Origin of the sequence: Vibrio sp. B1ASS3 (genome assembly GCF_905175355.1) — a bacterium.
In the GTDB taxonomy this organism is placed as follows: domain Bacteria; phylum Pseudomonadota; class Gammaproteobacteria; order Enterobacterales; family Vibrionaceae; genus Vibrio; species Vibrio owensii.
Genome location: NZ_HG992743.1, coordinates 995,575 through 1,016,563, shown reverse-complemented (window position 1 = coordinate 1,016,563; position 20,989 = coordinate 995,575). Strand labels below are relative to the sequence as shown.

Sequence of the window (20,989 nt, the reverse complement as noted above, 5' to 3'; positions counted from 1 at the left end):
GTGATCATTAGAAATCAAAACGACTCATTGGTTTTGATTCACCAATAACCTCTTGCGATAACGCGTTGGTGATGTGCCGTAGAACTTTTTAAATCGATGAGTGAAGTTGTAAGGATCGCGATAGCCCAAACGGTTCGCAATCATAGCGACTGACCAAGCTGGATACTGCAACAAGTCGGCGGCTTTGTGCATACGAAGCTCAATTAACTTGCTTCGCGGACTCATATTGAAAAGCTGTTTAGATAAACGGTTGAACTGCTCTTCACTGATAAAACACTGCTTGGCCATTTCGGCAATGGTCCACGGTAAGTGTAACTGACCTTCTACTTCGTTAAAGAGTGTTTGAACGCGCGATAGCGATGTACTGATTGGGGTTTCAACACTTTTTACCAATCGCTGCACTTCACTGATCAACAACTGACGAAACCCCGTTCGACCCCCAATTTCGTTATAGAGTAAGGTCATCAATGACCATACCTGCTCAGAGCCCCGAAACGGCACCACAGTTTGCCCCAAGTCAGAAAGGTGCTGCCAAGCCTCGGTATTTTGTGGCAGAAGCCAAACCATCTTCCAGAGTCCTTTACTTGGATTCATTTCAAATCGAAAACACGTATCCACGGGCAAAATAGTCAGCGTATAAGGCTCAATTTCTTTAACGAAATCCGGTGTAATCAAAACACCGCCACCTTCAATGGTAAACAGCAAGGTATGAACGCCCACTTTGTCTCGCTCGACATGGTAACCATCGCGCAGTTCAGCCAGCCCCGCCATAAAGATATCAGCTCGTTTCCATTCGGGGATTTCAGTTAGAGTCAGGAATCGTTCTTTACATGCGGGTGCTAAATGCACATCGTCGTGCCACTCTGTTTTGATGGCAAATTGTTCGATGACGGATTCGCACAGGTTTTGTGGTTTTTCGCACATGTATTTCTGTCCCTATTGGCTTTATATTCCTCACAAATTTCGAGGAGTAACTATGACGAACAACATTGGCATCAAAAACAGCGACAACTCTTTATCTAGCGGGCTACTGAAGCAGATCATCCGCTTGGGTTTCCCTGTCGCGATCCAGAGTGCGTTGGTGGCTATTCTCGCCTTGGCTGATGTTCTCATGGTTAGTGACTTTGGTAAAGAAGCAACCGCAGCTGTGGGAATTGCATCAAAATGGCATTTTGTCGCGATTATGATCATGGCAGGTTTGGCGTCCGCAAATGGTACGCTTGTGGCTCAATATTGGGGACGTGATGACGCAGTAAGCGCAAAAACTGTTACTGGTATAGCGATTCGATTTGGTTTAAAAGTCTTGATTCCTGTTACCCTGATAATCACTGTCGGTAGCGAACTTATCATGCGTCTACAAACCAACGATACGCAAGTCATCGAACTCGGCTCCACCTATCTTTGGTATGCGTTCCCTGTTCTGTTACTCACTCATATCATTATTGTTTTAGAAGCGAGCATGCGCTCTTCCGGTGACACCGTCACTCCTTTACTTATGGGCGCGGTGACGATTGTTCTTAATATCGCACTGAACTTCTGGCTGATCAAAGGTGGTTTCGGTGTACCAGCAATGGGCGTTGCGGGTGCGGCTCTAGCAACAACAATTTCTCGCCTGTTCCAAGTGCTGGCAATGGTTGGCTACATGCGTTGGCGTAAGCATTGGTTATTGGAAGTGAAAGAAGGTTCTGAGCGCCCTTCTTTGTGGCTTTCTTACCGCCGCTTAGCGCTTCCAATGACGTTAGGTGCGCTACTATGGGCTATTGGCACCATGGTGTATCAAATGATTTTTGGTCACATGGGCACGACAGAACTCGCGGTATTTAGCATGTTAGGCCCGTTTGAGTCGCTATGTTATTCCATCTTTTTTGGTATATCGGTCGCGTGTTCAGTGATGATTGGGCAGTCGTTAGGGCGTGATGCTTTTGAACAAGCTCAGCACATGGCAAGCTTCTTCATTAAAGCGGTATTTGTGTTTGGTATTTCTATTGGTGCGTTACTGCTACTAAACCGAGAGTTAATCATTGCTGCTTTGAACTTAGACAACCCTGAGCTTTACCCACTTGCAGCGCCTGCGGTCGTGATCTTATGCAGCGCAATTTGGCTTCGCATGCTTAATATGATCATCATCAACGGTATTATTCGTGCGGGTGGCGATAACGTCTTTTGCTTACGCATGGACTTTATCGCGATGTGGATGACGGGCCTACCTTTGTGTGCAATTGCTGCGTTTGTATTAGATTGGGAATTCAAATACGTTTATGCGCTTATGATCGCCGAAGAAGTCGTGAAATTGGCATTGTGTTACCGCAGATACACACAAAAGTATTGGATTAAGAACTTAACGGTCGTGACAACTTCTTAATTCTTATGTTGACTAGGATTTCTTAGCCTCGCGCTCTGCACTCATCCGTTTGTGGCGATTCGACGCATTGGCAGCGGGTTTTTCAGGCACCTCGCGCTTCTCATGCATCAAGTGTCGAATTGCCAAGATTGGATGCTTAAGCAACATTCTCGGCCCTGAATAACGCATCACTAAACGCATTTGTTCCTTGGGCTCTGGCTTGTAACAGTGAATCGGACATTTGTTGCAAGTCGGCTTGTCTTCTCCGTAAGGACAACGATCAAGCCGTACTTCCGCATATTCTAATAATTCGCGACATTCCGCGCACAACTCACCTTTGGTGCCGTGGTGGTCTTTACAGTAAACCTCCACCATCGCTTTAACGGTTTTAAATTCTGTGGCGAGTTTGCCTAATAAAATATCGCTCATTCTTTCCTCAATCTAAAGCAGTTTTGGCTCAGAGACCTTAACAATAAGGCACTAACCAAAAAGCTTTAGTTACCGCTTATCTGGTCACAACTTCATGGTATAGAGTTGCAATGTACGGCTATTATCGTAAGTCTGCTCGACACGTTCAAACTGAAAACCCAATTTTTCTAGCAAACTTATACTACGATTATTGTCATTATTGGTGATGGCGACCAAGTTTTCTATGTTCATCTCGTCCCGAGCAAAATCGACCACGACACTCGCTGCTTCTTTTGCGTAACCTTTGCCATAAGCGCTAGGTAGATAACCGTAACCAATATCAAACGCCGTTAATGTGTCGCGTTTGACCAAACCACAAATACCTATAGGTTGTTTATCATGATTGGTTTCTACCACCAGCAAACTGACGCCCTTGAGTTCTTGCATCCTTAACATGTTGTCTTGAATGTAGCGTTTTGCTTCTTCCAAGGTGCGAATTTGCTTGTCACCGACGAAGCGATAAAAGTCAGGCTGATTGTAGAGTTCTAAAATAAACGGCGCATCTTCTACACTAACAAGACGAAGTGTCAGGCGTTCTGTAATAAGTGTTTTCATAAGGGATCCATTAGGCTTGTAACTTGGTGGAAAAATCACTATCCTGCCCCGCTAAATTAAAGGACCAACACCATGAACCGCAAGAAGAAAATCAATTCGATCTTAAAAGCGAAGTTGAAAAAACAAAATGCAAAGCTTCATAAGAGCAACAAGCCTCGCTATATCTCAAAAGCAGAGCGCGCGAAGATGGAAGCTGAAGAAAAAGCAGCTGAGCAAACTTCGCAAGTGAGTGAAGAAGCTCAAACAACTGACGAAGCATAAAAGAAAAGCCGCATAACGCGGCTTTTTTATTTTAACCAAGGTTAACTCGGCATTGAGTCACCTGAAAATCTAACACCTATCGTTTAAATTATCATCTAGGCCAAAAAGCGCTCAAAACCACTGAAAATCCTGGCACCAAAATGGACCGCTGTAACCTTAGCTGACGACGATTCAAACATTCCTTCAACACCCTTTCAAACCACTATTAACACTGACACGGCTCAGCGTGAGTTATTCCCAATTATTGGACATTGCTGTTTCTTATAAAACGGAATGTGAACAAGGCTAAGTATTTTTCCCTTCAATATCGAAACAATAGAAGTCCCTGTTTCTAATAAGGAAATTAAACATGTTGTATCTTGAGTTTCTGTTTTTGCTCGTGATGCTGTATATCGGCTCACGGTATGGCGGCATTGGTCTTGGTGTCGTTTCTGGTATTGGTTTAGTCATTGAGGTTTTCATTTTCAAGATGCCTCCAACGTCTCCGCCAGTGACGGTAATGCTGATCATCCTCGCGGTGGTCACTTGTGCCTCCATTCTTGAAGCCGCAGGTGGCTTAAAATACATGTTGCAGGTGGCAGAACGCGTACTACGTAAGAACCCTAAACGTGTGACTCTTATTGCGCCGTTCGTGACTTACTTTATGACTTTCCTACTTGGTACTGGTCACGCGGTTTACTCCATCATGCCAATCATTGGCGACGTTGCGCTGAAAAACGGCATTCGTCCCGAGCGCCCAATGGCTGCAGCATCGGTTGCCTCTCAAATCGCCATCACAGCATCCCCGATTTCGGCGGCAGTGGTTTACTACCTAGCGCAGCTTTCTGACATTCAACACGAAATTACCTTGCTATCGATTCTTCTTGTCACAGTGCCTGCGACCTTGTTCGGTACATTACTGATGTCTCTTTACAGCTTGAAACGCGGCAAAGAGCTTGAAGACGATGAAGAGTATCAAGAGCGTCTGAAAGATCCGGTTTGGCGCGACAAGATCTTAAACACAACGGCAACCTCTTTGGATGAAGTACTGCCGTCTAGTGCTCGTAACTCTGTTCTGCTGTTCATCCTATCGATTCTTGTGATTGTCGTTATTGCGATGTGGCCAGAGGTTCGTACTATCGTTGAAGGTGCAAAACCAATCAGTATGGCGGTTGTGATTCAAATGATGATGCTCTGCTTCGGCGGTATCATTTTGCTAGCGACTAAGACTGATCCTCGAGACGTACCAAATGGCGTGGTGTTCAAGTCAGGTATGGTGGCAGCGATTGCAATCTTCGGTATTGCATGGATGTCAGATACTTACTTCCAATACGCAATGCCTCAGTTTAAGTCAGGCATCGTAGAGATGGTAACCAACTACCCTTGGACATTCGCACTAGCACTATTCATTGTGTCTGTTGTGGTGAACTCTCAAGCAGCGACAGCTCGCATGATGTTACCGGTCGGTTTAGGTCTAGGTTTAGAGCCAGCACTGCTTATCGGTTTAATGCCAGCGGTTTACGGCTACTTCTTTATTCCAAACTACCCTTCAGATATCGCGACTGTGAACTTCGATACCTCAGGTACGACTAAGATTGGCAAGTGGTACTTCAACCACTCATTCATGTCTGTGGGTTTAATCGGCGTGATTGGTGCGTGTTGTTTGGGTTACTTGCTAGGGCAAATGATCATTCCGTCATAACCTATTCATTAGACAGAATATGGGGCGAGTCATTGTACGTTTGCGTACAGCCTGAAGTGACTCGCCCTTTCTTTTTTCTCGAAGCTATACCGTGAGGAGAGATTAAAGAAGAAAGTCCTCATCGACAGCAACAAAGTTGTCCGCGCAATCAATCAAGGTTTGGGAAGTTAACTTTGGTACCCCATACACAGTGACTTTCTTGTTGAAGCGTTGCTGAATGCGTTCCACCAGCAGACTGAAATCACCATCGCCTGATACCAGTATCACTTCATCCACTTCAGGGGCAATTTCAATCGCATCTAGCGTGATACCCACATCCCAGTCACCTTTCGCACTGCCGTCACGGCGTTGAATGTAAGGTTTAAGCATCACCTCAAAGCCAACACCACGCAAAATATGGTGGAACTGGCGCTGCTTAGGATCGTTACTCGCAATTGCATAAGCTCGTGCACTCACCACTTCTTTCCCTTGTGTCGCGACATACCAAAACTGGTTGTAATCAAAATTGCTGCGGTACGCTTCACGACAGGTGTAATAGACGTTTTGTACGTCGACTAAGATTGCGATCTTTTGTTTGCTTTCAGAATTCATCTATTTAATACGCTTTATTTGTTTGCCGCATACCCTATGCCACTTTGCACCAAAGCACAATGAGCTAATTCCACTAAACTTACCGTATAACTTGGTATTCGCGTTACTAGGAGTGAAGCCATGAGTAAGACAATCATTGCCCTGTTGCTTTCATGCCTCATATCGAGCCCGGTATTTGGTTATCCAGCGCATGCCCAATACTGGCCGCATCGTAGCGTGTTGTATTTTGCACCTGCGAATGACGACCACGTAAAACAGTTTTTGCTCGAAGCCTTGATGAATGAATGTGAATTGGAAGACCGCGACGTGATCACTTTAGTGATTGCAGAGGACGGTTTTACTGAACCTTCATGGTTAAAAGAAGAGTTCGATTTGAAAATGCTGGCCGCTCTCTACGAAGTCAAAGCAGGTCAACACACTGCGATTCTTTTGGGTAAAGATGGCGAAGAGAAGCACCGCTGGGGAGCGAAGACCGATTGGCAATTTATCAACAACCTTATCGATGAAATGCCAATGCGGAAAAGAGAGATGCAACAGAAACGCAGTCCTTGCGCGATCTAGTGCTTAAGAATAAGTCTTCGGTTACTTGCCGAACCAATCCAATTTGTTGTGCAGCTGAGTAACGCTACCAACCACAATCAATGCTGGGCTCACTGCTTGCTCTGCCATGCTAGAAAGTTCGTTCAACTTACCTTGGGACACTCGTTGTTCTGGGCGCGTGCCATTCTCAATGATTGCGCATGACATTTCTGGGTCTAATCCATGTGTGATCAGCTTGTCCATAATATGACCGCTTTGCTTCAAACCCATATAAAAAACGAGCGTGTTGTTTGACTGCGCTAGCGAGTGCCATTCAATCTCACGACCATCTTTTTGTACATGACCAGTGATAAATTGAACGCTTTGCGCATGGTCGCGGTGTGTTAATGGAATACCGGCGTAAGCCGTTGCACCCGCTGCCGCTGTGATACCTGGAACTACTTCGTATTTGATGCCAAATTCCGCTAATTCTTCTAGCTCTTCACCACCACGGCCAAAGATAAATGAATCGCCGCCCTTCAGACGTACAACACGCTTACCCTCTTGCGCTTTTTGCACCAAGATTTGATTGATTTGATCTTGAGGCACACAGTGAAAGTCCAATTTTTTGCCTACGTAGATCATCTCTGCTGATGCATGAGCCAATTCAAGAATGTCTTTCGACACCAATCGGTCGTACACCACAACTTCAGCTGCTTGAATGGCTTTTAAGCCTTTTACGGTGAGCAAATCAGGATCACCGGGACCTGCACCAACAAGAGAAACAAAGCCGCTGTTTAAAGATGAGTGAGCAGTAGTCATATCAACGCCTATCGAAAAATTTAGATATAAAGAGTAACACTCGAGTTATGCACTTAGGGCTAAAACCACTCTAAGGAGTTATTACTTTTTATAGCTAAACCAATAAAATATATCGCGAAAGTGAAAGTTAAAAATTGAAATCCAAGTTAGAGAATAGTCCCGCCCATCCAGAAGCGGGACCATATTAAGCGAATTACCCGTTAATGGTTATTTAGCCATTGCAGGTTGTGCTTTTACTTCTTCTTCAGCGTTGATAGAAGGCGCAGTTTTTGCGTGAGTTAGGTACAGTGGAATACAAGTCATTACTAGACCACCAACAATGTTACCTAGGATGGTTGGGATAAGGTTGAAGTTCAACCAAGTCGCGATACCAAAATCAGCACCTAGAATCATACCTAATGGGAATAGGAACATGTTTACTACCGTGTGCTCAAATACTAGAGCGAAGAAGATGAAGATTGGGAACCACATCATTGCTACGCGACCAGACACTGAACGTGCAGTCATGTTGCCGATAACGCCTAGACACACCATTAAGTTACAGAAGATGCCGCGTACGAAACATGTAATCCATCCGTCCATACCCATGTTTTCAAAACCAAGGCTACGTGCGGTAGAAACAGCGATGAATTTCTTCGCTACTGCGTTCAGTTCTAGAGAGAAGTTACCTGTTAGTGAGATAGCCACAAGGTAAGCAACGATTAGAGAACCGATAAGGTTACCCAAGCCTACAAGACCCCAACAACGGAAGATACGACCCCAAGTGATACCAGGACGGTTTGCAAACTTAGCCAGAGGCGCTAGACCAAAAACACCGGTTACTAGGTCGTAACCCATCACACTTAGAATCACGAAACCAACTGGGAAAACAAGTGCACCCACGATGCCAATACCGGTTTGAACCATAGTGGTAATAGCAACAACAACCGCTAGCGATAGGATGATACCCGCCATAGTACCGCGAAGTAACAAATCGCGAGTGCTAGTGTTGGTTTTCGCTTCACCCACGTTGATCATGGTTTGAACGAATTCTGCAGGCTTATAATCAGTAGACATGAATGTGTCCTTATTCAAAAGTGAAAGTTAAAAATTAAAGATTGAATAGAGAAAGGCTTGCCGCTGAGTAACACCTAGCTTCCCTGTCCCCGCAGATGAACCACGGAAAGCCTTTACCTATTAAATCTAGATTTCGGTTCATTCCCTCCCCCTTAGAGGAGGGAATGGAAACCAAGCTTATGCAGAAATTTCTACTTCGCCGTTGGTTACGCGCGTTTTGTACGCTTTCACGCTAAAACGCTCGTCTTCCATGCACGCACCTGTTGTCAGGTTAAAGCGCTGCTTCTTAAGTGGGCTTGCCACCCAAAGCTCGCCTTGGTGCTCACAAATCAAACCGCGAGAAAGTACGTTTGATTGGAAGAACGGGTCTGTGTTGCTGATCGCCAGCACCTCTTCTGCTTGTGTTGGGCGGAATACTGCAACTTGCTGACCATCAACCAGTGCACAAACACCCGTGCCCGGTACGATGTCGCTGATTTGGCAAATCTTTTCAAATGACATAATCAACCTTCCCTTATGCTTCAGTGATTGCTACGTGTAGGATGTCGCCTTTCGCTTCAGGGTGTTTTTCCGTGAAGGTTGCTGGGCGGTGCTGTTCACGCTCTTGTACAAACACGACGTTTTCATCGCGCTTGTCAGAGTTGATGAAGTGCGCGAAGCGAGTCAGTTGTGATTCGTCGTTGATGGTCGCAGTCCACTCACACTCGTACTCGTCTACAAGCTTCGCTACGTCTGCTTCTAGTTGAGCGTTGATGCCAAGTTTGTCGTTAACAATCACTTCGCGTAGGTAGTCAACGCCACCTTCCATGTTTTCCATCCAAACTGATGTGCGTTGTAGTGGCGCAGCAGTACGGATGTAGAACATCATGAAGCGGTCGATGTACTTGATTAGCGTTTCTTTATCTAGATCGCTTGCTAGTAGGTCTGCGTGACGAGGCTTCATACCACCGTTACCACATACGTACATGTTCCAGCCTGCGTCAGTTGCGATGATGCCTAAGTCTTTACCTTGTGCTTCCGCACACTCACGAGTACAGCCAGAAACACCGAACTTCATCTTATGAGGAGTACGGATGCCTTTGTAACGGTTCTCGATGTAAGAACCTAGACCAACAGAGTCTTGAACGCCATAACGACACCATGTTGAGCCAACACATGTCTTCGCCATACGAAGTGCTTTTGCGTACGCTTGACCTGTTTCGAAACCAGCGTCGATAAGCTTGCGCCAGATCTCTGGAAGATCGTCTTTTTGAGCACCAAACAGACCAATACGTTGAGCGCCGGTGACTTTGGTGTATAGGTTGTATTCTGCAGCAACGTTCGCTAACGCACCCAGTGCTTGAGGTGTTACTTCACCACCCGCCATACGTGGGATAACAGAGTAAGTACCGTCTTTTTGGATGTTACCTAGGAAGTTATCGTTCGTGTCGTGCAGTTTAACCAGTTGTGGCTTAAGAATGTGCTCACCCCAGCAAGAAGCCAAGATAGAACCAGCCAATGGTTTACAAACTTCACAGCCGTAACCTTTACCGTATTTCTCTAGAAGCTCATCAAACGTTTTGATCTCTTCAATGCGGATTAGGTGGAACAACTCTTGGCGTGAGTATGCAAAGTGCTCACACACGTCGTTCTTCACTTCGATGCCAGATTTAGCAAGCTCAGCATTTAGAACAGACGTCACGAGCGGAATACAACCACCACAGCCTGTACCTGCGCCAGTCACTGCTTTGATGTCGCCCAATGTGTGGTGGCCATCAGCAACTGCTTGTGCGATCTTGCCTTTTGTCACGTCGAAACATGAACAGATCACTGCGCTTTCTGGTAGAGCGTCTGCACCTAGTGCTGGTTTCTCAGCGCCTGCGTGTGCAGGAAGGATCAATGCATCTGGGTGTTCTGGTAGGTCGATTTCGTTCAACATAAGTTGAAGCAGATCGCCGTAGTCAGACGTATCGCCAACCATAACCGCACCAAGCAGTTTCTTGTTGTCTTCAGAAACGATAAGACGTTTGTAAACTTCTTGTTCTTCGTTCTGGTAAACGTAACTCTTACAGCCTTCAGTACGACCGTTCGCGTCACCAATTGAACCTACTTTCACGCCCAACAGTTTCAGCTTCGCAGACATGTCAGCGCCTTCGAATTTGCTTTCTGTGTTACCTAGTAGGTGATCAACAGCAACTGTCGCCATCTTGTAGCCTGGAGCAACAAGGCCGTAGAACATTTCGTTCCAAGACGCACACTCACCGATAGCGTAGATGTTCTCATCAGAAGTCTGACAATGGTCGTTGATAGCAACACCGCCACGAGGTGCCACTTCTAGCTCCATTTGGCGTGCTAGTTTGTCTTGTGGACGAATACCTGCAGAGAATACGATGAAGTCTGTTTCTAGCTCTGAACCGTCAGCAAAACGCATAACATTGCGTGCGTTTGTGCCTTCTGCCGCAATCTCAAGCGTATTTTTGCTGGTGTGAACGTTCACGCCCATACGCTCGATCTTTTGACGAAGTTGGTTACCACCAGCAAGGTCAAGTTGCTCAGCCATTAGCTTTGGTGCGAACTCAACAACGTGCGTTTCTACTCCCAGAGCTTTCAATGCGCCTGCTGCTTCAAGACCTAGCAGACCACCACCGACAACAACGCCTGATTTGCTCTTCTTCGCACACGCTTCGATCGCTTTAAGATCTTCGATAGTACGGTAAACAAAACAGTCTTTGCTTTCGTGACCTTTGATAGGTGGAACAAATGGGAATGAGCCAGTAGCAAGAATCAGCTTGTCGTATTGAACTTCGCGACCAGTGCTTGAGTAAACAATGCGGTTTTCACGGTTGATGTTAATCGCGCGTTCGCCGATCAGCATGTTAATACCGTATTTCTCGTAGAAGCCTTCTTTCACTAAAGAAAGTTCATCTGCAGTATGGTGAGAAAAGTAAGAGGAAAGGTGCACACGGTCGTATGCGACACGAGGTTCTTCACAGAAAACCGTAATGTCCATATTAGACATATCAGCTTTCTCGACTAAGTCTTCAATGTAACGGTGGCCTACCATGCCGTTACCGATGACTACTAGCTTCAACTTGCTCATTGTACTTCCTAAGGGTTAGGTTCTTATCACTGAGCGCATTGTTAAATGTGAAAGAAAATTAATACATGATGTAAATCAATTACAGAATCAAACTACCCTAAAGGGGTAGGAGTAGTTTTTAATCAGTATTTAAACCTTTGCTTTCGTAATTCAAACAAAATTTCTGTAACCCAACTAATATCAACCCAATATAAATGTCATATTTCTTCATAACAAAGAAAAAGCAAACGACTAAACGCTTGCTTTTTAATCAGATTCAAGTGGGTTTCGTAGGTTTGTGTTAAATAATTCCGCGGGATGTCCCTACTCTACGACCTTCTTCCATTTCCCATTGAATGCCATATTTGTCTATCCAGTAGAAAAACGAGATCGGGAACCCGTCCAATTTTTCTGGGTGATAGTTATCTGAGTCATCAATCATGGTTACGCCCTCTTGCTCTTTCAAGTATCGGAACACCTCACTACAGTTTGAGACTTCGAGGGCAATATGACGTGGGCCACCTATATCGTAGGTTTTTGGTTGAGGTGGTATTTCGGTTGTCCCAACTGGCGTGTGATATTTCATCAATTCAAGATAGACTGATGCGTAAGGATGCTTTACAAATAACACATCAACAACGACATCTTGCCCACCTAACCCTGCATCTTGGTTAAACTCGGCCATACTCACACTGCGGTAATCCATCTTTTGACTTTGAGCATCGACTGCACGCTCAAATCCAAGCACGCGCTGATAGTAATCCGCTGCCAAATCAACATCATCAACAATGACATTGATGTGAGATAAGCCAAGCACGAAAGCACCAATGTCGCGTTCTGCAAGACGCTTGAGCATTTCCGGCTCCGCATCCGGTGACACTTCGACCACATATTCGAGCTCTCGCCCCTGCTCTATCGACTCGTTACAGATCAGATACGCTTTCTCTTTGTGTTTCTCTGTATCACTCACAGCGAGCTCTACCTTTGATTTCCAATGGCGGGAAATAAACCATTCAGGATTCACAACGTAAGCGGCAGCCACCATATCAAAAGGAATAAAGCCATCTTTCGCACCAAAGATCACCTCCCACTCAGCGCACCATGCAATGGAATGGGACTCTAAGAAATGGCTAAGACTGCTCCCGTGGCTCATTTTATGAAGCTCTTTAAAGTTAATCCAAACTTGCGCGCAAGCTTCAAATGGGACAAGTGTTACTGGGATATCGCTATCGAGCAGTACTTGAAAAGCCGCCTGATCAACTTCAAAGTTCAAATCTCGAAATGGTCTCGGTTGGCGTTTGCTGGCAACAAAGTGCTGCTCTGTAGTGCGTCTACCCGCTACGCACACTACTTTTTCAATATTCTTAGCTTGTTCTGGGAAATGACGAATGAGCAAAGCAATGTTGGTCAGTGCGCCAATTGCAAGAATGGTTAATGGTTCTTGTTCTAGTTGAGTGGCAAGATCGTTGACGGCCGGGGGAATATCTTTCGTAGAGTCTAAGTAAGTGGCACTCCCTTGCGACACTTCAAGGTAAGTCGGTCCAAACTTTTTAATGAAAGTTCTCGCAATACTTGTGGTCACTTCAATGTCATCACAATTGCCGAGTGTCGAGCTTACTCCGACGATATCGACTTCTTGGCTTCTTAGTAGTAAACCTAACGCGTATCCATCATCGACATCACAAAGTTTAAAGCCATCGTGATGTCCGATCGTGATATCTGTGTCGACCCAGACTCGTGTTTGTGGGTGACAGTTATGCTTATCCTCTCCGATGTTATGCATCGAGACTCCTTTCTCTTTTTTGGTCTTAAATGGCCGAACAGCCGAATTAAATGGAATGAAACTAAAATCTACAGGCTGATAGGCTCTGCCATAATGACAACGTTTCGGCCTTTATCTTTTGCTGTGTACAAGTTCTTATCTGCAACTTCAAAGGCTTGCTCTAGCGCTTTTTCACAGGCTTCTAAATCAAGGTGTGGCGTTACTTTTGTAAGTGGAACCGCACCCACTGAAATCGTCACAACTTCAGATGGCAGGTTTTTGATATGGGGGATGGCAAGTGTTTCGACTGCTCGTCTCAAGTGCTCAACTTTGGAGTTCAACACGTCTAAAGTGTTACCGTAGACAAGCAAAGCAAACTCCTCTCCGCCTAAGCGAAATGAAGGTTGATCTTTACCTAGCTGAGAACGAAAGACTTCAGCGACATCACACAAGGCGTTGTCCCCTTCAGTGTGTCCATAGGTATCGTTAAACTTTTTGAAGTTATCGATATCGCACAACACAAAGCAGGCATAATTCATATGGCTAAGGGTTTCATTCACGAATACTGGGGCACTGCGCTTGTACAAATAACGTGAGCCAATCCCTGTTAAGGTATCCGTATCCGTTTGCTGGCGAAGTACCCTCAATTGGTTTTTGATTTTGGTAATTAAACTTGAATAGGAACGTGCGAGTTCACCAATTTCATCTGAACGTGTGATTTCTGGGATATGTGATTGGTCAATCTTTTCGATGTCTTTCTTCATTGATTGAGAAAGACGCTTAAGCGGACTCACTATCCATATTGTGACCATATAAATCAACACCATAGAAATCAGTGTCGCCGTTAACGCCTCACTAAGCAGCTCTTTTATCAAGTGACCTTTAATGTTGTCCAATGCGCTCGCATCTAACACAGCCCAGATGTACCCACCATTGATATTTCTTAAAGGTATGCAGACATGCAATACAGAAAGAGTTGAATCGTAATAAAAATCTGATTGCTGCAAAGCACTTTTATTCCAAGGAAGTTCTGTCTCCCGGTTTAACGTTTGACTGGCCGAGAGTGACGCTAAATCCACATTGGTTTTGTTTATCAGGTATTGAAGTTTATTGCGTTTGATCTCCTCCGTATCTGGCGTTAACGACAACATTTTCACCAGATTGGCCTTTTGGTTTTTTAAGACCTTAACTTCTTGATCACTGACATCAATTCGCCACACTTGGTTCGATTCAGACAGGTAACGCACTGCTACATTTTGAGTTTTGTAATCTGAAACACCTGATATCTCAATAAACAGAAGATCATCGATCGCTCTAAGGTTTTCTTTCGTCGATGGCATCATCAGGTTGGCGTAGTTGCGACCAGCTATCGAGCCAGACAAAAACGTTACTTGAGAAGACAAATGGGTTTTCGCCATGGTCGCGGCATGCTCAATACGCATGTTCCATTCACTTTGGAAACGCGTAAATGATAAACCTAAGATAATGGAAAGAACCAACACCAGATGCGAAACAAACAGCATCTGGTTAATCGTCAACCAGCCGAAAACTCGATTACTCACAATTAACTACTGTTTGTCTTTATAAACACCTAGAACGGGCTCAGCACATGTACCATTGATACAAATGTCCTGATATGTCGTGTGGCAGCTCTGACAAAATGAGGGCTCTAAAGAAGGATGAGTATGGCTAATATCTTTGCCTTGACGATCATAACTACCATAGATGGCCATGCCACCGATATGCTCAGTCACCCAAACGATCCCGTCAACTTCTGAAATAGCCACAGCCGTTGGACCATCAGTATATGGACCGTGAGTTTTGTATTGTTCGATTTTCTGAGGGTTTACGCGGATCGTGAGTGGTGATCCTTGACCATTATTGATCCAGCTATACGCTCGAACGGATTCTTGAATAAACAATGAGGTGTCAGGCGGCAGAACAGTGTCTGCAGGTAGGTTTTGTGACTCTTTAACCACTGGCCAATCTTGCCAACCTTCTGGATAACTCGCCATTGAGGCTGCGAAAGCAGTGAGTGACGCAGCACTTAACGTTAAGGCTACGAATGGCCTGCTTAAATGAGATAACACGTGTACTTCTCCCTAAAACAAAATGGGCTCATCCTGAGCCAAAAACTAACAATGTCATATATTAACAATAAGTTATATATGATGTTATCAATTAGCCTTTGGTAATGCACTCAGTTTATAATTAACAACGTTCTGTTAATACAGTTGAATCGGTGTTTTGGGAACTAAAGAGAAAGGCAAAAAGTGTAAAATGAGGGTTCTGTCGAAATTACTTACGTAAATAACGATCAAGTGTAACGATTTTGTGGGTTCTAAGAGGTTAGTTTTGTTGGGAATTTGCAATGGTCAGAGGTCTGAACTAGGGCTTTGGATTCAATTTACGGGGGAAAAGAAAGATAATGGAGGCGCCTCCCGGAATCGAACCGAGGTCCACGGATTTGCAATCCGCTGCATAGCCACTCTGCCAAGGCGCCATAGCGTTTCAATAAAGAAACTCTGAAATGTGTCGTCTGGGTTACCCCTTTCGATGGCCGCTACTTTACGGAATTATCAGTGAGTGTCAAAGGAAAACACCTAAGCCTGAGTCGTTCGATATAAAAAGCAGCAACTTGTCGGTTTATCATTCAACACTTAGAGCGATGGTACTCTTTAAATATCGATGTTGAATGGAGGCACCTCCCGGAGTCGAACCGAGGTCCACGGATTTGCAATCCGCTGCATAGCCACTCTGCCAAGGCGCCTTACCGAATTGTTGTTCTCTGAGACTCTTATAAATCTCAATCTATGAGAGATGGTGCCCCGGCCGGAATTGATGGTCCGACACTCGGCCGGTCAACTCGACGACGGGATATTAAATCCACGCACTCAATTAGCGGATGGTGCCCCGGGCCGGACTTGAACCGGCACAACGCGAACGTCGAGGGATTTTAAATCCCTTGTGTCTACCAATTCCACCACCAGGGCAACGCAATCAATGCGATGGTAACACCACCTGCTCTAACGACCTTCGCCGTGAGAACGAGGCGTACTTTAACGGATTAAGATTCTAGGTCAACAACAAATTTTATCTTTTTTATTCATACGGTTAAAAAGCAGACTTCTAAGATCATTCCACGAACAATTCGAACAATCTTCACACGATTAATCTGGCTTTGTCTTAGGACTTCCTTCATAGCGGTTACTCATTCATGCTAGAAATTTATTTCATAATCCGCTGTCTGTGCCTCATTTTCTCTCACCGTAGTGCCTAATGCGGCCGTTGCTTTTTAGTTACCTATTTCTGCGCTGTTACACTCTGTTCATTTTGTGAACACTTTCGCTATTTCCAGATAAGCACCACCATTTCAATTGCTTACACCTACCCGAAGCAACAAACAAAAATAAAGGTAAACACCTAACTGTAAACCTTCTAAACCCAAAAATATTTTAATCAATAAATACAAACACTTAAAATTGGAACGCTCTATGCTAACTACCCCGATGCAGTACTTAACTTATTTCAGTAAGAACAACGATGCGGTTGTACAAAGAGCACTCTTGGATTTGTACCCGCCGGAGGTTTTATGAAACAAACAAACAAAACGTGCTGGTACTCTATGGATTTAAACTGTACCAGTATACTGAGCTCAAAGCTGATTAAATCGTTAGCATGGTTGCTCGTTTTAGGCGCAATATTCGCTGCTTATAGTGTACGCGGTGATGCTGGCGATCCGACAAGTGCCGGTGTCCAGCCCGTCGAATATAAAGGTAATCCAACATGTTCCGACTTCTATGGGATGCCAGATTTAAAAGAGTTCAAAATTGAACCTGTCGCTGATGGGGGTTATTCCGATGGCGAATTGGAAGTGACAATATCTGTCCAAGAAGGGGCAAAAACGTTTTCTTGGGATCAGGGCACTAGTCCAGTGATCATCCAAGGTATCTTCGTTAAAGGTGGTCCAGTTGGTAACCTTTATGAGTACTATTCCCAAGGACTTCTGCTAAGTAGCGATGCAGGGCTACATTCCCCTTTGCGTAACAGTGACGATTTCTATGGTTTAAGTCATATCTCTTTTTGTTACACCCCTGGTAAACCAGAAATCAAAATCACGAAGACTTGTACCTTCAGTGACATCGTTAACGGCGACTCTCTACAATATAACTACCTATTGAAAGTAGAAAATATTGGTCAATTGCCTCTTTACGATATCGTAGCTACAGACACAACAGCCGTAAATGAAGACCTAGATAACGGTGTTCATGTCTATAACTTAGACACGTTAGCCGTCGGTGATCACCAAGAGTTTAGCGTTACATTCCGAGTTGCTCAAAATGGTATCACTAACTACGCAGAAGTGACTGCTGCTCTTGCTGGCGGAGGTGACATCGCGGTATCTGACAACGCTGATTGGGAATGTCCAAACCAAAACATTCCTGGTTCATTAACGCTGCAAAAAGAATGTAACGTGGTGGTTGTGAACAGATTTGCGAACACTGGTATTAATGAGTACGGATTAGAGGTGAACTACAGTGGTAGCGTTTGTAATACCTCGAACATTACGATAGAGGATGTTGTCGTTATTGATAACAAAGATTCAGACCCTATCTTTATTGGTACTCTAACTCCAGCTCAATGTGCCGACTTTACTGGTCATTATGAGCCAATCCCAGGTGAAGCAGATGGACTTCCTCTTCCTGGTGAACAAGTGGCAGCGTTTACTGATACTGTCGATGCCGCGGGTCAAACGGTCTTTGGCGCTACCGTCGAAGCGATGACCGCATACGCCGAATGTACTCTGTGCCCTACTTGTCCAGAGCCAGTTCAATGTCCTGAGTAACTATCAAAGGTGAATTAATAACATCAACATGATCGTTAACTCACAACAAAAATGCCCGGTAGCGAGTTTACCGGGCATTTTCATCAGATTACTTGTTATTTCCTTTGTCAGGCTTTGAACCGTTGCCGTTTCCACCGCCATCACCACCACCCGACGATTCTTGTAAGGTGATATTCACCATTGCCGTCGCAGTATTGTGACCATCACTAATGGTGTAAGTGAAGCTATCTGTGTGTTTTAAGCGATTTTCCGGACTATAACGGAACGTGCCATCCGACAATAACTCCAATCGACCTTTGCTAGGGTTCGAGTAAGAAACAATGGTGACTTGCACTTGTTCATCAATATTATCGTTTGATAGTACGTCAATGATGACGGCTTGCTTCTCAGTCAATACCACGCTGTCATCTTCAGCAGTAAGCTCTGGGTGTGTACCGCCTTCATCAAGCACAGTGTAAAGAACCGAGGTTTCAACATTCGCTTCCGCGTCTTGACTATGGTTCACCGATACTGCAATTGAGTAATCTTTTGCAGTTGCATCGATTGATGAAGTGACGGTAAATAACACGTCACCAGATTCGCCCGGTGCCAACGTGATGTCTCCATTTGTCGCTTGCCAGCCATTAGGTACAGCTGCATTGACATTAAAAGTAGTGCTCGCACAATCAACGCCATCTTGGTTTGTGATATGTGCTTTATACTCTACTTTTGCACCAGCAAAAACCGCACTCTCAGACAATGGAGTCACTTCAAGGCTTGGGGTATTAGTCGTACACGTACTGCCCTCACCGGAGTTGTCGTCGCCAAAATGAACATTGATTTCAGCTGTCCCGTTCGCAGCGCTAGTCAGGCTCAAAGTAACACCCGACTCTGGGTCTGTATAACTGCCTCCGACTGGCATTGCTGGGTCAAACCAATCGTTACGACCAAATACTGCTTTGTATTCTGAATCCGTCTTGAAATGCAGAAGATTGCTGCTTCGAGCATCTCCTTCAGTGGCACTACGGATAATGATTGCATCCGTTACGTCCCCACGATAGAAAGAGTACGAACGACCATCAAGAAAGTCATCAAAACCAACAGACTGACGGTATTCGATATAGAACCAACGCATGTTTCCAGTAGCCGAATCTATTCCGCGAGGCACTTTTAATGTTATTGGTTGTTCACCTTGGGACTCATAGTAAGCAATGGAGTAATTACCATCTTGCGTTGATTCGATGGTTTTAGCAGCATATTCACCATCTAACCAACCCAATTGTTCACGCTGAAACGTATTAAAGTAACCAATATCAGGGCCACCCATTACGTCATAGGTATCGCCATACTCACGAACCTCGCATTGCCCGCCTAATGTTTGGTCGCCGCAGTCTAGCGCTCGAGAGTGATGTAGCCCAAAATTATGCCCAAGTTCATGGGTAATGTTTGTCGCAGAGAAGTTTCCGTTGATATGCGCTCTCGATGGAATACCTTCTAGTGTGGCTGAACCCGCGACACCACACGCTGTTTGTGTCATTAAATAAATGATGCGGTCGTAATCTGCTAAAGGAACGCCTGCTGCCACTGCTTTTTCGTCAGCAGCATTTTGAACAGCAGTAAAGTCGCAGACTTGGTTGGAAAGCGGCAATGTAAACCAACCCGCCACCTCACCAGATAACCACGTTTGATCAAAGGATGCTTGACGATAGAAGTCGTTTATTTCGCCGAATATAAGGCTCTCCGCTTGCTCAACACTTAAAGGTTGTTCATTGGGATTCTCTTGAAAATTGACCAGTAAAACTAGCGTCTTTTATTCACCTTTCGTAGGTAAAACTTCACCTGCAATTGCAGAAAATGTAGAAAATGTAGAAAATGTAGAAAATGTAGAAATGGTGAATAGAACAGCAATAGAAATTGCAACTTTTCCTTTTGCTTTCATCCTTAAGTTAGAAATATAACTCAAGATATTAGTAGAGTTGAATAAATTCAATTTATGGACCTCAAATTTAGCCTTTAATCACTCAAAGCCAAAATATATTAACTAGTAAAAACATCGCCTTGCTTTTACCACAGAATAAAACAGACCCTCGTCTTCATTATTTCGACGATTAATATAGGTTCGAATTAAAAAGAGACGAGATAATCTATTAAACTAAATCGGTTACTAAAAGAATAAGATTAATAAAGTGGTAATTTCCTATGTTGTTGCGTTCACTTACTTCAATGTCAAAGCGTCAGATTTATTTAAGTGCACGAAACTACTCACTAAATATAAGCGAGGTTCCATTAGTTAATTACAGCCTGTAAAGACAGAAAACAAGGGGCATTCAAAGCACACGGACTCTCAGTTCAGTCCAATCAAAAGGAGCAAACTGATACACATTGAGCCTAATAGAACTCAATAGACGCGCTTTAATTCATCAAGGTAGGTTTCTAGAACGAAGAGCCTAGAAAAACTGACTTAATCCACTGCTTTATATCCATTTATTATAATGACTGTATTTCATTGTGAGTGCGATACTAACAAACAAATAGCTTAAATTTCAACCAACCAAGTTATCAAAATTAAGAGTTTTTAAATAAGGCTTTGCAAATCATACTGATGCTTATTAAATATTTTATATTTAAGAACTTCATTATGAAATAGGAATAATAAAAACAACATTATTATGTTACTGATTTAATAATGCATTAAGACAATCCCATAAAAACATAACGTTAGCCTTTCTCACTAAACGTTATGCACTTTAGTGGGAGAGTATGAAAGCAATATTCTAAACTTAACCACATCAGAATAGGAAAACGGATCATGGGAATTTTTCGGAAACCACCTTTTGCATGGGACTTACATACGGAGTCAGATTTGAGCTTCACTTTACCTCGGTTTTTCGCCCATGAATTCCGCCATGTACGACAGCTTGAATTGGGAGTAGCAAGAGGAAACGACCCCGAGTTCAACCATCAATATCGAGTCACTTTACGTCGTATCCACTCCCTAAGTTTGCTCTTAAAAGACGTTTTGCCCCTTTTGAACATCGACTATTGAAACG

19 protein-coding genes and 3 tRNA genes are annotated in these 20,989 nt (G+C 44.2%); 7 read left to right on the top strand and 15 right to left on the bottom strand.

Going from position 1 to position 20,989, the window contains the following annotated elements; translation table 11 throughout:
- Positions 1-24: 24 nt before the first annotated feature.
- Complete coding sequence (locus KJB05_RS23005; RefSeq protein ID WP_208444745.1) at positions 25-924, bottom strand: AraC family transcriptional regulator; 900 nt, start codon at positions 922-924, stop codon at positions 25-27.
- Positions 925-976: 52 nt separating this feature from the next.
- On the opposite strand from KJB05_RS23005, the gene KJB05_RS23000 reads away from it, so the two are divergent.
- Positions 977-2,362 (top strand): MATE family efflux transporter, encoded by a 1,386-nt coding sequence (locus KJB05_RS23000; RefSeq protein ID WP_208444744.1) that lies wholly within the window; start codon positions 977-979, stop codon positions 2,360-2,362.
- Positions 2,363-2,374: 12 nt separating this feature from the next.
- On the opposite strand, the gene KJB05_RS22995 is transcribed toward KJB05_RS23000, so the two are convergent.
- A complete protein-coding gene (locus tag KJB05_RS22995; RefSeq protein ID WP_020196846.1) occupies positions 2,375-2,770 on the bottom strand; it encodes a nitrous oxide-stimulated promoter family protein in 396 nt (131 codons plus the stop codon).
- An 84-nt stretch (positions 2,771-2,854) separates the two neighbouring features.
- The gene (locus KJB05_RS22990) at positions 2,855-3,364 is read right to left on the bottom strand and encodes a GNAT family N-acetyltransferase (protein WP_208444743.1); all 510 of its coding nucleotides are present in this window, start codon (positions 3,362-3,364) and stop codon (positions 2,855-2,857) included.
- A 72-nt stretch (positions 3,365-3,436) separates the two neighbouring features.
- Here KJB05_RS22990 and KJB05_RS22985 point away from each other — a divergent pair, with 72 nt between their 5' ends.
- Positions 3,437-3,625 carry a DUF2986 domain-containing protein gene (locus KJB05_RS22985; RefSeq protein ID WP_020196844.1) on the top strand — a complete coding sequence of 63 codons (189 nt, stop codon included), beginning with the start codon at positions 3,437-3,439 and terminating at the stop codon, positions 3,623-3,625.
- A gap of 349 nt (positions 3,626-3,974) precedes the next feature.
- Positions 3,975-5,306, top strand: a complete 1,332-nt coding sequence (locus KJB05_RS22980; RefSeq protein ID WP_009705346.1) for an anaerobic C4-dicarboxylate transporter — start codon at positions 3,975-3,977, stop codon at positions 5,304-5,306.
- 102 nt (positions 5,307-5,408) lie between these two features.
- On the opposite strand, the gene KJB05_RS22975 is transcribed toward KJB05_RS22980, so the two are convergent.
- Positions 5,409-5,897, bottom strand: a complete 489-nt coding sequence (locus KJB05_RS22975) for an NYN domain-containing protein (RefSeq protein ID WP_005427009.1) — start codon at positions 5,895-5,897, stop codon at positions 5,409-5,411.
- Positions 5,898-6,017: 120 nt separating this feature from the next.
- On the opposite strand from KJB05_RS22975, the gene KJB05_RS22970 reads away from it, so the two are divergent.
- Positions 6,018-6,458 carry a DUF4174 domain-containing protein gene (locus KJB05_RS22970; protein WP_208444742.1) on the top strand — a complete coding sequence of 147 codons (441 nt, stop codon included), beginning with the start codon at positions 6,018-6,020 and terminating at the stop codon, positions 6,456-6,458.
- 21 nt (positions 6,459-6,479) lie between these two features.
- Here the strand turns inward: KJB05_RS22970 and cobA are convergent, their stop codons facing one another.
- From cobA to KJB05_RS22920, 10 genes are all read right to left on the bottom strand, one after another.
- Positions 6,480-7,238 (bottom strand): uroporphyrinogen-III C-methyltransferase, encoded by a 759-nt coding sequence (cobA, locus tag KJB05_RS22965; RefSeq protein ID WP_208444741.1) that lies wholly within the window; start codon positions 7,236-7,238, stop codon positions 6,480-6,482.
- 207 nt (positions 7,239-7,445) lie between these two features.
- A complete protein-coding gene (locus tag KJB05_RS22960) occupies positions 7,446-8,294 on the bottom strand; it encodes a formate/nitrite transporter family protein (protein ID WP_038891276.1) in 849 nt (282 codons plus the stop codon).
- 177 nt (positions 8,295-8,471) lie between these two features.
- Positions 8,472-8,795: a nitrite reductase small subunit NirD gene (gene nirD / locus KJB05_RS22955; protein ID WP_005387969.1), complete on the bottom strand. Its 324-nt coding sequence runs from the start codon at positions 8,793-8,795 to the stop codon at positions 8,472-8,474.
- Positions 8,796-8,808: 13 nt separating this feature from the next.
- Entirely contained in the window at positions 8,809-11,373 is a 2,565-nt protein-coding gene (nirB, locus tag KJB05_RS22950; protein ID WP_208444740.1) for a nitrite reductase large subunit NirB, read from the bottom strand.
- A gap of 280 nt (positions 11,374-11,653) precedes the next feature.
- The gene (locus KJB05_RS22945; RefSeq protein WP_208444739.1) at positions 11,654-13,135 is read right to left on the bottom strand and encodes a nucleoside hydrolase; all 1,482 of its coding nucleotides are present in this window, start codon (positions 13,133-13,135) and stop codon (positions 11,654-11,656) included.
- 68 nt (positions 13,136-13,203) lie between these two features.
- Positions 13,204-14,556, bottom strand: a complete 1,353-nt coding sequence (locus KJB05_RS22940; protein WP_208444762.1) for a diguanylate cyclase — start codon at positions 14,554-14,556, stop codon at positions 13,204-13,206.
- Between the two features lie 126 nt (positions 14,557-14,682).
- The gene (locus KJB05_RS22935) at positions 14,683-15,129 is read right to left on the bottom strand and encodes a hypothetical protein (RefSeq protein ID WP_217706805.1); all 447 of its coding nucleotides are present in this window, start codon (positions 15,127-15,129) and stop codon (positions 14,683-14,685) included.
- A gap of 414 nt (positions 15,130-15,543) precedes the next feature.
- Positions 15,544-15,617: transfer RNA gene (locus KJB05_RS22930), tRNA-Cys, on the bottom strand.
- A gap of 193 nt (positions 15,618-15,810) precedes the next feature.
- Positions 15,811-15,884, bottom strand: a tRNA-Cys gene (locus tag KJB05_RS22925).
- Positions 15,885-16,020: 136 nt separating this feature from the next.
- A tRNA-Leu gene (locus KJB05_RS22920) sits at positions 16,021-16,107 on the bottom strand.
- 599 nt (positions 16,108-16,706) lie between these two features.
- Here KJB05_RS22920 and KJB05_RS22915 point away from each other — a divergent pair.
- Positions 16,707-17,960 carry a hypothetical protein gene (locus KJB05_RS22915; RefSeq protein ID WP_208444738.1) on the top strand — a complete coding sequence of 418 codons (1,254 nt, stop codon included), beginning with the start codon at positions 16,707-16,709 and terminating at the stop codon, positions 17,958-17,960.
- A gap of 88 nt (positions 17,961-18,048) precedes the next feature.
- On the opposite strand, the gene KJB05_RS22910 is transcribed toward KJB05_RS22915, so the two are convergent.
- Positions 18,049-19,605 carry an Ig-like domain-containing protein gene (locus KJB05_RS22910; protein WP_244142911.1) on the bottom strand — a complete coding sequence of 519 codons (1,557 nt, stop codon included), beginning with the start codon at positions 19,603-19,605 and terminating at the stop codon, positions 18,049-18,051.
- Positions 19,606-19,726: 121 nt separating this feature from the next.
- On the opposite strand from KJB05_RS22910, the gene KJB05_RS28820 reads away from it, so the two are divergent.
- Together KJB05_RS28820 and KJB05_RS28815 are read left to right on the top strand one after the other, a co-directional pair.
- Complete coding sequence (locus KJB05_RS28820; RefSeq protein ID WP_244142910.1) at positions 19,727-19,897, top strand: hypothetical protein; 171 nt, start codon at positions 19,727-19,729, stop codon at positions 19,895-19,897.
- A gap of 851 nt (positions 19,898-20,748) precedes the next feature.
- On the top strand, positions 20,749-20,985 hold the full coding sequence (locus KJB05_RS28815; protein WP_244142909.1) for a CHAD domain-containing protein: 237 nt from the start codon (positions 20,749-20,751) through the stop codon (positions 20,983-20,985).
- Positions 20,986-20,989 lie beyond the last annotated feature (4 nt).

Excerpts from the sequence above, each read along its gene's own strand:
- KJB05_RS23005 (WP_208444745.1), bottom strand. The coding sequence starts at position 924 with ATGTGCGAAAAACCACAAAACCTGTGCGAATCCGTCATCGAACAATTT.
- KJB05_RS23000 (WP_208444744.1), top strand. The coding sequence starts at position 977 with ATGACGAACAACATTGGCATCAAAAACAGCGACAACTCTTTATCTAGC.
- KJB05_RS22995 (WP_020196846.1), bottom strand. The coding sequence starts at position 2,770 with ATGAGCGATATTTTATTAGGCAAACTCGCCACAGAATTTAAAACCGTT.
- KJB05_RS22990 (WP_208444743.1), bottom strand. The coding sequence starts at position 3,364 with ATGAAAACACTTATTACAGAACGCCTGACACTTCGTCTTGTTAGTGTA.
- KJB05_RS22985 (WP_020196844.1), top strand. The coding sequence starts at position 3,437 with ATGAACCGCAAGAAGAAAATCAATTCGATCTTAAAAGCGAAGTTGAAA.
- KJB05_RS22980 (WP_009705346.1), top strand. The coding sequence starts at position 3,975 with ATGTTGTATCTTGAGTTTCTGTTTTTGCTCGTGATGCTGTATATCGGC.
- KJB05_RS22975 (WP_005427009.1), bottom strand. The coding sequence starts at position 5,897 with ATGAATTCTGAAAGCAAACAAAAGATCGCAATCTTAGTCGACGTACAA.
- KJB05_RS22970 (WP_208444742.1), top strand. The coding sequence starts at position 6,018 with ATGAGTAAGACAATCATTGCCCTGTTGCTTTCATGCCTCATATCGAGC.
- cobA (WP_208444741.1), bottom strand. The coding sequence starts at position 7,238 with ATGACTACTGCTCACTCATCTTTAAACAGCGGCTTTGTTTCTCTTGTT.
- KJB05_RS22960 (WP_038891276.1), bottom strand. The coding sequence starts at position 8,294 with ATGTCTACTGATTATAAGCCTGCAGAATTCGTTCAAACCATGATCAAC.
- nirD (WP_005387969.1), bottom strand. The coding sequence starts at position 8,795 with ATGTCATTTGAAAAGATTTGCCAAATCAGCGACATCGTACCGGGCACG.
- nirB (WP_208444740.1), bottom strand. The coding sequence starts at position 11,373 with ATGAGCAAGTTGAAGCTAGTAGTCATCGGTAACGGCATGGTAGGCCAC.
- KJB05_RS22945 (WP_208444739.1), bottom strand. The coding sequence starts at position 13,135 with ATGCATAACATCGGAGAGGATAAGCATAACTGTCACCCACAAACACGA.
- KJB05_RS22940 (WP_208444762.1), bottom strand. The coding sequence starts at position 14,556 with ATGCGTATTGAGCATGCCGCGACCATGGCGAAAACCCATTTGTCTTCT.
- KJB05_RS22935 (WP_217706805.1), bottom strand. The coding sequence starts at position 15,129 with ATGGCGAGTTATCCAGAAGGTTGGCAAGATTGGCCAGTGGTTAAAGAG.
- KJB05_RS22915 (WP_208444738.1), top strand. The coding sequence starts at position 16,707 with ATGAAACAAACAAACAAAACGTGCTGGTACTCTATGGATTTAAACTGT.
- KJB05_RS28815 (WP_244142909.1), top strand. The coding sequence starts at position 20,749 with ATGGGAATTTTTCGGAAACCACCTTTTGCATGGGACTTACATACGGAG.